At 36.4% G+C, this 13,540-nt stretch carries 15 protein-coding genes and 2 pseudogenes; 7 read left to right on the top strand and 10 right to left on the bottom strand.

Features of this window, described 5'->3' with window-relative positions; all coding sequences use genetic code 11:
* Positions 1–9 precede the first annotated feature (9 nt).
* The 4 genes from P0Y49_05015 to P0Y49_05000 all read right to left on the bottom strand — a co-directional run bounded on the left by P0Y49_05015 (position 10) and on the right by P0Y49_05000 (position 3,567).
* Positions 10–462 carry a hypothetical protein gene (locus P0Y49_05015; protein ID WEK20496.1) on the bottom strand — a complete coding sequence of 151 codons (453 nt, stop codon included), beginning with the start codon at positions 460–462 and terminating at the stop codon, positions 10–12.
* Between the two features lie 4 nt (positions 463–466).
* Positions 467–2,320 carry a hypothetical protein gene (locus P0Y49_05010; protein ID WEK20495.1) on the bottom strand — a complete coding sequence of 618 codons (1,854 nt, stop codon included), beginning with the start codon at positions 2,318–2,320 and terminating at the stop codon, positions 467–469.
* 120 nt (positions 2,321–2,440) lie between these two features.
* Positions 2,441–3,292 (bottom strand): IS3 family transposase, encoded by an 852-nt coding sequence (locus P0Y49_05005; GenBank protein ID WEK20494.1) that lies wholly within the window; start codon positions 3,290–3,292, stop codon positions 2,441–2,443.
* Positions 3,289–3,567 (bottom strand): transposase, encoded by a 279-nt coding sequence (locus P0Y49_05000; protein WEK20493.1) that lies wholly within the window; start codon positions 3,565–3,567, stop codon positions 3,289–3,291. Before P0Y49_05000 ends, P0Y49_05005 begins: the two co-directional genes overlap by 4 nt.
* Positions 3,568–3,757: 190 nt before the next feature.
* Here P0Y49_05000 and P0Y49_04995 point away from each other — a divergent pair, with 190 nt between their 5' ends.
* From P0Y49_04995 to P0Y49_04965, 7 genes are all read left to right on the top strand, one after another.
* A complete protein-coding gene (locus P0Y49_04995; protein ID WEK20492.1) occupies positions 3,758–4,381 on the top strand; it encodes a Crp/Fnr family transcriptional regulator in 624 nt (207 codons plus the stop codon).
* Between the two features lie 61 nt (positions 4,382–4,442).
* Positions 4,443–5,237, top strand: a complete 795-nt coding sequence (locus P0Y49_04990; GenBank protein ID WEK20491.1) for a sulfite exporter TauE/SafE family protein — start codon at positions 4,443–4,445, stop codon at positions 5,235–5,237.
* Positions 5,238–5,357: 120 nt separating this feature from the next.
* Positions 5,358–7,352 (top strand): rhodanese-like domain-containing protein, encoded by a 1,995-nt coding sequence (locus tag P0Y49_04985; protein WEK20490.1) that lies wholly within the window; start codon positions 5,358–5,360, stop codon positions 7,350–7,352.
* A gap of 5 nt (positions 7,353–7,357) precedes the next feature.
* Complete coding sequence (locus tag P0Y49_04980; protein ID WEK20489.1) at positions 7,358–7,555, top strand: hypothetical protein; 198 nt, start codon at positions 7,358–7,360, stop codon at positions 7,553–7,555.
* A 14-nt stretch (positions 7,556–7,569) separates the two neighbouring features.
* Positions 7,570–8,823, top strand: coding sequence for an MFS transporter (locus P0Y49_04975; protein ID WEK20488.1), 1,254 nt, complete (start codon positions 7,570–7,572; stop codon positions 8,821–8,823).
* 62 nt (positions 8,824–8,885) lie between these two features.
* Positions 8,886–9,449 carry a YeeE/YedE thiosulfate transporter family protein gene (locus tag P0Y49_04970; protein ID WEK20487.1) on the top strand — a complete coding sequence of 188 codons (564 nt, stop codon included), beginning with the start codon at positions 8,886–8,888 and terminating at the stop codon, positions 9,447–9,449.
* Positions 9,450–9,461: 12 nt separating this feature from the next.
* Positions 9,462–9,890: a YeeE/YedE thiosulfate transporter family protein gene (locus tag P0Y49_04965; GenBank protein ID WEK20486.1), complete on the top strand. Its 429-nt coding sequence runs from the start codon at positions 9,462–9,464 to the stop codon at positions 9,888–9,890.
* Between the two features lie 556 nt (positions 9,891–10,446).
* On the opposite strand, the gene P0Y49_04960 is transcribed toward P0Y49_04965, so the two are convergent.
* The 6 genes and pseudogenes from P0Y49_04960 to P0Y49_04935 form a co-directional block, all read right to left on the bottom strand.
* Positions 10,447–10,926, bottom strand: a complete 480-nt coding sequence (locus P0Y49_04960) for a hypothetical protein (protein ID WEK20485.1) — start codon at positions 10,924–10,926, stop codon at positions 10,447–10,449.
* 299 nt (positions 10,927–11,225) lie between these two features.
* A pseudogene (locus tag P0Y49_04955) lies at positions 11,226–11,414 on the bottom strand (hypothetical protein).
* A gap of 56 nt (positions 11,415–11,470) precedes the next feature.
* Complete coding sequence (locus P0Y49_04950) at positions 11,471–12,037, bottom strand: hypothetical protein (GenBank protein ID WEK20484.1); 567 nt, start codon at positions 12,035–12,037, stop codon at positions 11,471–11,473.
* 2 nt (positions 12,038–12,039) lie between these two features.
* Positions 12,040–12,417 (bottom strand): hypothetical protein, encoded by a 378-nt coding sequence (locus P0Y49_04945; GenBank protein WEK20483.1) that lies wholly within the window; start codon positions 12,415–12,417, stop codon positions 12,040–12,042.
* Positions 12,407–12,634 (bottom strand): annotated as a pseudogene (locus tag P0Y49_04940) (RHS repeat-associated core domain-containing protein). The gene P0Y49_04945 and the pseudogene P0Y49_04940 overlap by 11 nt, the downstream one beginning before the upstream one ends.
* Positions 12,635–12,665: 31 nt before the next feature.
* Complete coding sequence (locus P0Y49_04935; protein ID WEK20482.1) at positions 12,666–13,481, bottom strand: hypothetical protein; 816 nt, start codon at positions 13,479–13,481, stop codon at positions 12,666–12,668.
* Positions 13,482–13,540 lie beyond the last annotated feature (59 nt).

Below are 13,540 nucleotides of genomic sequence, written 5' to 3'. Positions count from 1 at the left end.
AAAATTATATCAATAAGTCCTTTTGTCCATCTTGACAATTGTCCAGCCCTCGTTTTCATGCTTAAATTTACAATCATACACAGAGAATTCTTGAAATTGATAAAGACTAAATGAAATGTCTACAATATTCTTGTTAAGAATAAATTTACCAAAATCTATTCTGGTTCTTTGATCATAAAATGATGGTGGACTAAGATCTATCAGATCTTCATTTTTTTTTGTTCGTTCAATATAAACAAGTTTAAATTTCTCTGTTTTAAAAGGCCAACTTTTATTTATATTTTTTGATTTAACTATAAATATCGTGTCAGATTTTTTAAGCATATCATGATACAACCGCTTATCGTCTATTACTGCCGTAACTATTGCACTCGTATCTTGACCTGTTAACTTTGGTTTAATCTCACTTTTGCAAGCTGCAAAACAAAGAACCAATAGAAAAAAATATATAACTCTTACCATTTTATTATTCTCTAGATTTCACTCTATAATACCTCAACCATTCATACGCATTAGTCGGCTCTAATTTGCTGGCGCCTGGTGGAACAATAATATCTTCAAAATACCACCCTGCTTCGAAAGATCCTTTCCCAGTAATTACGCCAGCCATTCTTTTTGACAAATTATTTGCATCTCTGCCAAAATGCACAAATTCATGCAATGTTGTAATAGTCAATATCAAACCAATGGCTTGATATTTAGTAGGGGTATTCGCTAAGTCTAAGTCATTTATATATCCATTATCGATTTTTAAAATTTTATTTTTGTCATCGAATTGCCCTACAACATCATTGCCAGCAGCATCTTTTAAATTATTAACAACTATAACTTTAGGTCCTTTTCCTGGTTGCATTAGTTCTTTAATTTTCTTTTCGGTAAGGCCTGTTGTTAAGCTCAGAGCTTTGAGGATATTAGGATATCGTGTCAAGAAATTTGGCAAATCACTTACAAGAGCCTTGAATTTTGGGTAATTAGTTAATTCCGATACATCTAAATATGGCAAAATAATGCTGGAATTAGGAGTGTTATTATTATTAATTAATTCAGTTATTTGAACTTCTGGATTTTCTATCAAATACCCAATTGCCCATTTCCCAAACTCTTTAACCTCTATTGCTTCTGAATTTAAGTGACCAATCAATTCATTTGCAATAATGGGGTTGCCATTTAAAAATATCATTTCAGCATTCGATAAATGCATTTGAATATCCAAGTCTGAATTGTACCAATCAATTAATGATTCCGCTGATGTTCTGGGCTCTGGAATATCAATTGTAGGGTCGGTAGGGTCTGTAGGCGTCGGTTCAGTGGGGGTTTCCATTGCTGAACAAGGAAGCATATATTCCGTTCCTGGTGGTGGTGGAGTTGTTGGAATAGTATAATTTGGATCAGGATTGCAGTTTGATGGGGTATAATCAGTTGGGTTAGGGGAACCTCCGCCCGAATTGCCTGTTCCTCCAGTGTTTCCAGTTCCTCCAGTATTTCCTGTACCACCAGTTGGGTTTTCAGGCTCGTCAGGAAGATCGCAATCATACTCAACATTAACCTCAATCGTTCGGTCATATCCCTTTTCTGGTTTTATGCTACACCGACAATCCGCTCTTTGCTCATAAGTATGTCCCAGACAAGGACAGGTTTTTGGAGCGACTTTAATCGTGGTTGTAGTTGTAATAAAACAATTCGCAACTCCTTCTGTACCTGTATCCATTCTTGAACCATTAATACTGGCGAGCTTGCTTATTTTAAGTTTGTTTCTTGATACTAATGCTCCATCATCAAAAGAATATATTTTTTTTATTTTTCCCTTCCAATCTTTAACCAAGATTTTTCCATCGTATTTTCTTGAAATTTTTGCATCAATCCATTTCTCGGATGGCTTTAGCTCAACCCATTCTGTAATTACATGGTTTTCTGCGTCTTTATACATCATCAAATAATTCAAGAAGCCATACTTAACCATACGTTTTTCAGAAATATGAACATATACGCCCGGCTTGTGCAAAGGAGTTAGTACGGCATTAGTCCCGATGCTTAAATCACTTAATTTAGAAGCGTCCCACATTGGTAATTTTTCATCAGTATTCTCAACATGTATGTTACTGCCAAGTTTAATAGAGCTAACAGAAGCTAGCTTTGTATTAGGTTTTACATTTAAAAAATTCTGTTCGAAGTGTTGTTTTGCTTCTTCAATAGAGATTTTTGTTTTCAATGTATTAGGCTTTGGCAGTAGCAAGTCTTGTTTACACCCGTTTGTCAAAAATATACAAATAAGAATTAGGCAAGCGATCGCTTTGCCTTTGTTGAGCATTAATTTTTTCATTGTAGCGTTATTTTTTGTTCCAGTAGGTTGCTGATTTTGAGTCCTCCATAAAATTAACAATAAATACATACTGAAGTACTCCCGGTTTGCTGGACAGCTATAGGTCAAACTTAAGATTATTTAGGACACTTTTTTATTATTTTGATAGAATACCTCATTTGGCGTAAGATCGTCCATTGACCGATGCCTTCGTTCATTGTTATAAAATTCCACATACCGTTTTATACCCTGGAATAATTCCATACCACCGTTAGGTGGGTTAAGATAAATATACTCCTGTTTCAAAGATCTCCAGAATCGCTCAATGAACACATTATCCAAGGCTCTTCCCTTGCCATCCATAGATATACTTACATTACTGTCTTTAAGTGCTTTAGTGAAGATCGGACTGGTGAACTGTGAGCCTTGATCCGTATTAAATATACCAGGTGTACCATGTTCTTCAATGGTTTCAAGCAGTACATCTCTGCACCATTCTACGGTCATGGTATTTGAAATGCTCCATCCGACAATCTTTCGGCTGTACACATCAATAATGGCAAACATATACATGAAGCCTCTGAACATGGGAATATAAGTGATATCAGCCTGCCAAACCTGGCCCGGCCGATCTATTTTCAAGCCTTTCAGCAAATATGGATATTTATGGTGTGCCGCATTAGCCTTGCTCAGGTTCTTTTTAGGATAAATTGTCCGCAGGTTCATCACACGATAAAGACGACGTATACGCTTGTTATTCACATGACATCCCAAATCTTTGTTAAGATACGCAGTCATCCGGTCCACGCCGTAAAACGGGCAGTCAAGAAACTTACGGTCAATCAAATTCATTATCGACTGGTTGAACAGCGACTCGCCTTTAGGCTTGAAATAATAGCAGCTGCGCTGCAAGTTCAGTAGCTTGCACTGACTGGCAATACTCAGCGCCTGGTGCTCCGGGGAAATAAGGCTACGCCTTTCAATTATACTCATTTCCCCAAGACTTTTTTTAGGAAATCAACCTGGATCTGAAGTTCGCCAATCTTGGAGTACAGTTCCTTCTCTTTAGATTCTTCCTTTTCATCTGGTTTCTCTGAACCAAACACCGTATCGGCTTTCTCAAGAAATTCACGCTTCCACGCGGTGATCTGTGTGGGATGGAGACTGTATTTGGACGCAAGTTCTTGCATGGTACTACTTTCCTTAATTGCTTCAAGCACCACTTTGGTCTTGAAAACAGAACTGAATTTTCTACGCTCTTTTTTCATTTTCAACTGTTAAATTTATGAATTTAATCAGCTGTCCAATATTTGGGGAGTATTATATACTATACAAATTTTTGATCAATGAGCGAACACCAATTAAAATATACATAAAGACATGTCGGCAAGTCTCTAAAAATTTTCATATATTAATGAAGATGACAAAAAATTAATTGCTCTATTTTAATTTTGTACTATGCAAGAGTTACAGCAAATAGCCGAATTTAAATCTTCACCTGAATTGATAGATAAACTCAATCAATACAGCATAAAAAAACATTACAAAGCAGGCAGCATTATTTTAAATGAAAATGCGCACATTCGTTCTATTCCGATTGTGACTAAAGGAACCTTAAAAGTGATCCGGACGGAGGAAGATGGCAGGGAAATCCTATTGTATTATATCAAAGCTGGAGAAAGCTGCATCATGTCGTTCCTGGGTGGTATGCATAATGAAACAAGTAAAGTAAAAGCCGAAGTTGAGGAGGATGCAGAAATCCTTTTTTTACCAATTGAAAAAGTATCCTTGTTTATCAAAGAATATCCGCAATGGTTAGATTATATTTTCCGTTTATACCACAAGCGTTTTGAGGAACTACTGGAAATTGTTAATGCGATTGCTTTTAAAAAAGTAGACGAAAGGTTGTTGGCATTACTGCATAAAAAACAGGAATTAACCGGAAACAAAACCTTAAATATTACTCACGAGCAATTAGCTAACGAATTAGGAACGGCTCGTGTGGTAGTTTCACGACTTTTGAAACAACTGGAAGATAGTGGAATGGTGCAGCTTGGCAGAAATAAAATTAAACTTATGTAACCAAAGTAGCTGTACAGGTTTTTGAGTTGATGCAACTTTGTGCCATCAATTTCAAAAATCAATGGAAATAGCAGGTTATTTAGCATCAGTATTTATAGGGATTTCGTTAGGCTTAATCGGTGGAGGCGGAAGCATCCTTACAGTCCCCGTATTGGTATATTTATTTGTTATAGACCCAATTTCTGCAACTGCCTACTCCCTATTCATTGTAGGTACAACAAGCATTGTCGGCTCAGTTTCTTACTTTAAAAAGGGATTGATAGATATCAAAACTGCAATCGTTTTTGGTATCCCATCCATTGCAGCGGTTTTGCTCACAAGGACATATATTGTGCCTGCGATTCCACAAGAGATTTTGAGTATTGGTGGTTTTACCGTTACAAAAAGTATATCTCTGATGCTTCTTTTTGCACTACTAATGATTTTTGCCTCCTACAGCATGATAAAAAAGGATAAACAGACAATTAATCCAATGCAAAAACAACAATTCAATTATCTTTCAATCTTTCTCCAGGGAATTTTTATTGGAACCATTACAGGATTGATTGGTGCTGGTGGTGGCTTTTTAGTCATTCCGGCTTTAGTTAATTTATTGAAAACACCAATAAAAACTGCTATTGGAACATCCTTGGTTATCATTTCTATAAATTCCTTAATGGGCTTTTTATTTTCCCTTCCCCACATCTCCATTCAATGGGCCTTTTTGTTAAGTATAGCCACCATTGCTATCATCGGAATATTGATAGGTAGTTATATTTCAACAAAGGTTGACGGTAAAAAACTCAAACCCGCTTTCGGATGGTTTGTACTCGTAATGGGCATTTACATTATTTTAAAAGAGACTTTACTTAAATAAATTTCCTTATGTAACCAAAGTAGCTGTACAGAGAGAAACTACGCTGTAACTTTGCAGTATTAAACAAGCAAACAGAAAAGAATACAATTAATCAAATAAATAATATCCAATTTTATAACGATGACAGTAGAACAAATTTATACGGGATGTCTGGCACAAGGAGCTTACTACATCACTTCTAATGGCGAAGCTGCCATTATTGATCCATTGCGTGAAACACAACCGTATATCAGCAGATTAGCAAAAGACAGGGTAAAATTGAAGTATATTTTTGAAACACATTTTCATGCCGACTTTGTAAGCGGACATATTGACTTAAGTAAAAAAACAAATGCCCCTATCGTTTACGGGCCTAATGCCAATCCTGAATTTGAAGCTATTATTGCAAGTGACAATCAAATTTTTGAAATCGGTGATGTAAAAATTAAGGTGATGCATACACCCGGACATACTTTAGAAAGCTCTTGTTACCTTTTGATAGATGAGAATGGAAAAGAAACCGCTTTGTTTAGTGGAGACACCCTTTTCCTCGGCGATGTGGGCAGACCCGATTTAGCTCAGAAAGCAGGAAACATTACACAGGAAGAACTGGCTGGTTTGCTGTACGATAGCCTGTATAATAAAATTTTACCATTGGCAGACGACATTACCATTTATCCGGCCCACGGAGCTGGTTCTGCTTGTGGCAAAAACATGATGAAAGAAACGGTAGATAGCTTGGGCAACCAAAAAAAGATAAATTACGCTTTAAATCAGCCAACAAGGGATGCATTTATTGAAGCGGTTACTGATGGGTTGCTGCCACCTCCTGCCTACTTTGGAATGAATGTAGCGATGAATAAAAAAGGTTACAGCAGCTTCGATGAAGTCCTGAATCAGGGTATGAAAGCACTTAGTCCGGCCGAATTTGAAACTACTGCTGAAAATACAGCAGCATTAATCCTGGATACCAGAAGCAATCAGGAATTTGCGAATGGATTTATTCCACAGGCCGTAAATATTGGTCTGGCTGGAGATTTTGCCCCCTGGGTAGGCGCCATGATTGTGGATGTAAAACAACCAATTTTATTGGTAACAGATGCTGGTCAGGAAGAGGAAGCGGTTACCCGATTGAGCCGTGTAGGTTTTGATCATGTATTGGGACATTTAGCAGGTGGCTTTGAAGCATGGAAAAATGCAGGTAAAGAAATCGATAGTGTAAAGAGGATTTCAGCTGAACGATTTGCTTCGGAAGTAAAAACAGGAGCCAAAATCATAGATGTTCGCAAGGAAAGTGAATATGCTGCCGAACACATTGAAGAGGCTTACAGTAGACCATTAGCGAATATCAATGACTGGGTGAAGGACATCAATCCTCAGGAACATTTTTATGTGCATTGTGCAGGCGGTTACCGCAGTATGATTGCAGCGAGCATTTTACAGGCAAGAGGTTACAGAAACTTTACTGAGATTGCCGGTGGTTTTAATGCCATTGCTAAAACCGATATCCCTAAAACAGATTTCGTATGTCAAAGTAAGGTATTAAAAATAAAAAATTCGTTCGACACATCCTACTGGAATACACGTTGGGAAAACGGTACAACAGGCTGGGACATTGGTCAGGCTTCACCAGCAATTACAGAATATCTGTCTCAATACCCGAATAAGGATGCTGCTATTCTTATTCCAGGCTGTGGCAATGCATACGAAGCAGAATATTTACTGAAAAATGGTTTTACCAACATTACCCTTATTGACATTGCACCAAAGGCTGTTGATTTACTGAAAGATAAGTTTAAAAAAAATCCTCAGATAAAAGTTTTGTGTGAAGATTTTTTTCAGCACCATGGCAGCTATGACTTGATCATTGAACAGACATTCTTTTGTGCTATTCTGCCCGAAAAGCGAAATGAATATGCAGAAAAAATGGCTTCACTGCTCAATAAAAATGGTAAAATAATAGGTGTATTGTTTGATAAAACATTTGAACAAAAAGGTCCTCCCTTTGGTGGTTCCCCAACAGAATATAAAAGTATATTTGGGCCCAACTTTATCATTAAGACAATGGAAAAATGTTACAACAGCATTCAGCCAAGAGCAAATTCTGAAGTATTCGTAAACCTGATTAAGAAATAATTAAAATGAAAAACTACTTTAAAAATTGGAATTTTACGCGGGTACTGCGTTTGGTATTTGGCATTTTAATTATAGAACAGGGTATTCAATCCAACAAATGGCTGTTTATTGCAGTGGGCGGATTGTTTTCTTTACTGGCACTATTTAACTGTTGTGGTGCTACAGGATGTAATATTCCTGCTTCCAAAAACAATAAAATATAGAAGATTAATAGCACATGACAACTGGAAGTATAAAGCTCGGCCTTAAGGAAAACTGGAAACAGTTTACTTTATTGGTGATTGTAAATGCATTTGTTGGTGGAATGGTGGGAATGGAACGTACTATATTTCCGCAATTTGCTGAATTGGAACTGGGAGTCTCTTCTAAAACGGCTATTCTTTCATTTATTACTGCATTTGGACTAACCAAAGCCCTTGCGAATTATTATACCGGAAAACTTGCCAATAAATTCGGACGGAAAAATCTATTACTGTTAGGTTGGTTGATTGCCATACCCATTCCATTTATATTAATTTATGCCTCCAGCTGGAATTGGGTGGTTTTCGCCAATGTGCTTTTGGGAATTAGCCAGGGCTTAACCTGGAGCAGCACAGTGGTCATGAAAATTGACCTTGTGGGTGAAAAAGACCGGGGCCTGGCTATGGGTTTGAATGAGTTTTCGGGCTACTTTGCTGTTGGATTGATTGCTTTTCTAACCGGCTATATAGCTCATAAATATGGTGTTACTCCCTACCCTTTTTACATAGGTATTGTTATATCCATTTTAGGGTTTTTATTGACGATATTTTGGGTGAAAGACACGCGTGCATTTGTACAAAAAGAGAGTACAAGCGATCAGACTGAAACCTTAAAAAATGTGTTTTTAGAGACTACTTTTAAAAACAAAACCCTGAGCTCGGTTACACAAGCCGGATTAATCAACAACCTAAACGACGGAATGATTTGGGGTTTACTGCCCATTATGTTATTGTCATTAAGCTATAACACCAGGGATATAGGCATCATTACAGCTATTTATCCTACAGTATGGGGTATCGGACAATTGTTTACAGGTAAAATGTCTGACTATTATTCCAAAAAGGCGATGTTATTCTGGGGAATGTTGTTACAAGGGATTGCCATTTTACTTATTCCCATGAGCAGAGACTTTTATGTGCTTATATTTTTATCTGGTATATTAGGACTTGGAACAGCATTAGTTTATCCTACTTTTCTTTCTACCATTGCACAGACTACGAGCCCCCTGCAACGTGCAGAAAGCATTGGAACTTTCAGACTTTGGAGAGATTTAGGTTATGCATTTGGAGCCGTCATTTCGGGGGTTATTGCTGATCTGTTTGGTATTGAGTATGCCATTATTTTTATTGGGCTATTGACTATTGTATCATCCTTAATTATAAAATTCCGTATGCCCGAACAGATTAAAGCCACGAAAACATATATTGATATTTCTACCTTATGTAACTAAAGTAGCTTTCAAATTCATTTCATGTTTGCAATTTTGCAACATTCAAAATAAAAAAGAACAAAATGTTAGAATTTATAAAACAACCGTGGCCCTGGTATGTAGCAGGTCCGTTAGTCGGACTAACCGTTCCGGCACTTTTAATCATTGGGAACAAATCCTTTGGCATTAGTTCATCACTAAGACATATTTGTGCATCTTGTATACCTGCCAATATTCCGTTCTTTAAATATGATTGGAAAAAAGAAGTCTGGAATTTATTTTTTGTATTCGGCATACTATTGGGCGGGGCTATAGCTGTTCACTTTTTAGCGACTCCCAATCCAATTGAAGTTAATCCTAAATTAGCTTCGGAGCTTGCAGGGTATGGCATTACAAATTACAACAATCTGGTGCCTCTGGATATTATGAATTGGCAATCTTTGTTTACCTTAAGGGGGTTTATACTGATGGTTGTAGGTGGCTTTTTAGTCGGTTTTGGTACACGTTACGCTGGTGGTTGCACAAGCGGGCATTCTATAATGGGATTGTCGACTTTACAATGGCCTTCGTTAATTGCAACTATATGTTTTATGGCGGGCGGCTTTATTATGGCAAACCTGATTTCACCAATTATTCTTTCTCTTTAAATTTAAAATGAAATGCAACAAAATATAAAAACAAATAATATAAAATACCTTATAGTGGGCCTATTGTTTGGTATTTTATTCGTAAAGGCTGAAGTAGTAAGCTGGTTTCGCATACAGGAAATGTTCCGTTTACAATCCTTCCATATGTACGGCATCATTGGTAGTGCAGTAGTAGTAGGCGTAATTTCCGTTTGGTTGATCAAAAGGTTCAATATTAAAACCATTTATGGTGAACCTATTACTTTTTCACCAAAAAAGTTCAACAAGGGACAAATTTATGGTGGATTGATTTTTGGCTTTGGCTGGGCAATTACAGGAGCTTGTCCCGGACCACTTTTTGCACAGATCGGCACGGGCGCAACAGTTGTTATTATCACACTTTTGAGCGCGGTTGGCGGTACATGGGTGTATGGATTATTAAGAGATAAATTGCCTCATTAAATGTAATTCGACTAACAATAATGAAGTTATAAACCTTCAATATAAGCTTTAGCTGGATAAATGTATTTAGTTATACTTATACCAGCCTCTTTATTGAATATATACTTTAATAGTATTTGTTATATCAGAAGAGTTTTCAAAAATAGATTTAAAATCACCAATGTAATAAAATTTACCATTAATAAATTTTATTACAAAAACATTAAAGAACAACCTGTCTACTTTAATAAATTCATTAGAAACTATTACTTTTTTCTTTAAGAATTTTTCAATTACAAAGTGGTCTTTATTCCATTTCACATCGCTGAAAGAGTACCAAATCAAGTTAATAATTATCAGTATAATAATTAAAAGAATCCAAAAAAACAATGAAGACCTAAGCATATAATTAACCCACAAAATCAATAGTGAAAAAACAAATAAGCCGGCCTGATTATACTTAAACATGCCTAAGCCAAGTGAATTATATTTAGTCATTTCCATTTTTACGCGTTATCTCAATGTATAAAACGATCTATTCCCTTTGCCACTTTACCTAAATTAGTGCCAAATGAGACTAAGCTAACTTTAGATGAATATCAAACTTATTCTGTAATGAAGGCTCACCATCAATATAGTAATTAATGGTACATGAATATCTAAAATCCTGATCCAAAATAAAACATGTATTACTATATCCAAATTTAGCCACGTTCAAACAATGTTCTACAGCAGCCTTAATATGCGTCTGATACATACCACATAGGTAGAAATCATCTGAAAATACATAACAATAACTGCTATTTAAATTTGTAAGAATTGACATTAATAATTTTGAATCCTGGTAAGTGCTTTCACTTGACAGGATTTCTAATTCTTGATTAATATCTTGAAAAACTTCTTTAACACGAGCCACTACTTCATCAGCTTTTTTAAGCTCAACATACCTTAATTCATTATCGCCAAAGCCGGCTAAATGGAACATACTAATATATTTATCTAAAAGCTTCTTTCCTTTGTTTTTCCTTATTAAAGTATCTAATCGACTATTACTCATCTTCTTCTTTATAGTTATGGGTTATAATAAGATTTACCTTTGGTACCATTCTGCATCTGTGGTTTATTTATTTTTCCTCCAGATCTATTAATTCCATCAGGTTGACTCGGATCCTTTTTTAACAAGCCAGCTTCCCAATGTGGCATTCATGGGTGGCTTGAATCGTTTTTCGCATCTTGAACCGCCTGAACAGAATCGGAATAATTTCGGCCCGTTGAGTACTTATTATAACCATTAACACCTACATATACCGCAGTACCTACAACTGCCGTTCCAACAACGGCTTCTACTGTTACATATCAAGCTACAGCCTCAAAAGCTGCCCATATTAATGGTAAGACCAGAACAATTGCAGGTTGTGGTCCCATCTCATCTGGATCAACAAACCTAATAGGATTATTGAAAGCGTAATTATAAGGAGAATGCCTCCCCATCTTCTCCGCCAACGGATCAACCACAGTCCACCTTCCGATCGCCGGATCATAAAACCTTGGACCGTAATCATACTATCTCAGCGCTTCTTGTAACTCTTTGCCGCCTCAAATTACATTATTTGAATGTGTTTAAAAAACACATTGTAAAGCTCTTTTACCTGGCGAACTACGACAGGCCCATTCAAATCCTCGAATTTTATTGATGTGTCCTCCTTTTTCCAGAAATAATTATTGTATATAAAATCCTTTAAGTCTATTATAGATCGAGTTTCAAAAAACGAATCCAGAGCTCCGTCTTCAATTTGAGTAAAAAAATCTTGTACAAGATTAATACAGTTTAGAATTTCCAAATAAATTGACCTATCAATTAACATATGCAATGAAAAATTAGATAACAACCGAAAATCATTTACATTATAAACTTTACGAAATCCCTCCTCAATTACCCAATTATTAAAATTTTCACTGTCTAGAAATGGATGCCTTACTTCTTTAAGCGATTTCGTAACAACATCAATATTTTTATACGCAATTAACTTATCCTTTTTTACCAAAAGTTTATCGATTTCATCATCCTTCATATCTGTCCCCCACACAGTGTAAACATTCAAGCTTTCAAATTGCAGTTCAATAAGATATTTCCTATACTTTTCTGAAACATTAAAATTTTCCATCATTATTAATTTTTTGGTCGTTTATCTCTAAACCATTTCTTTGCGAACCCTGGCTGTTTGGGCTTCATCTCTTCTAGCTTCGTTAACCTGTAGTTTTCCAGCTCGGTTGTTAATCTGCTAATGACTTGGCTCTTTTCACTGGTGGTGATGTCCAACATTTCAGAAGCTTTTTCTATCAGCTGTTCGGTTTGGGTGCCATTGTACAGATCTAGGTTATGGCAATAGGCATTCTGCTTGTTGTCCATTTTTACGATCTTCAGCATTACCTTCAACCTGTCCAGTCCCGTCAATTTTATTCCGCCAAGTACAGTGAAATGTAATTTGCCATCGATATAGAGCAGCAGCTCTGCATTATCTGTGCTTAACTTGCCCTTATTTCCCATCAAAACTATCTAGCGTGTTTGCAGTCCTGTTAGTTCCACTTTCCTGCTTATAGGATTTGCCCGTCATACTCCTCGCCGCCTTAACCCGATCGCCCGGCCCATTTATGTCTATAAACCTCATTGGATTGTTGGCCCCATATAAATAGACCGATCCCATTCTGTAGAGCTCTGCCTTTGGATCTACTGTGTTGAAGCGCCCTATCACCGGATCATAGAACCTTGCCCCGTAATTGAACTAAGACCGTATTTTAATATTTCTTCCAAGAACCATATCTGTAAAAACCATCTTCTACATTTTTGTAAAATAATGCAAGACCTTCTCTTTTTATCTCTCCTGTTTTTGGGTCATATTCTTTACGGTATGACATAAATGGCGGTTTAACCATTACCCCATCCGATCTTCTTACTTCCTTATTTTTATTAAGTCCTTTAATATCCTCAATTAGATAAAGTCCTCCATCTTGATTAAAAAAATACCAAGTTCCAACAGGTGCGTCATCTTTATAAAAGCCCAAAACATGCAACCTCCGATTCCTTTTAAAGTAGTTCTTAAATACCCCATTCTTTTTGCCATTCTTGTAATAATATTCGGTTAACCAGTCATCTTGGTAAATCAAGCCATTTTTCATTTTCACACTATCTTTCGATTCAGAAAAATTAGTATCCAAAAGCATCTCTTGATCCATTAGAAAGTGTATATCCTTCCCTGTTCGCAAATTCATGTCCATAGTAGACATAATAACCTCAGCGGCAGATTCTCTCATTGAGATAGGAATATTACGAACAAATGTTCGCATATAAAGTTGCACACTATCTAAAGTTGACTTCGCCAAATTCTTTGATAGTTCTTCATCTCTTTTGTCAATAAAAAACACCCTGTAAAACCGGCTTCTTTTTAGCATTTCAGCATGGCAGATTGTTGCAGCATATATGCGTCGATCCGGAAAACCATTTTTTTCCATACAGTTACAATACACTTCAGCATCCCTTTTTGCATCCATCTGACTTGTACAGGAGAACTGTAAAAGCGTTAAAATAAAAGCAAGAATAATCAATAGCCTCATACTATCATTGTTTTATTATTATTGGATTCCCAAAATGTCAATTTGCAATTGGTGGTCAT

Source organism: Candidatus Pedobacter colombiensis, from assembly GCA_029202485.1.
Classification (GTDB): domain Bacteria; phylum Bacteroidota; class Bacteroidia; order Sphingobacteriales; family Sphingobacteriaceae; genus Pedobacter; species Pedobacter colombiensis.
This window is presented reverse-complemented; position numbering and strand designations above follow the sequence as displayed.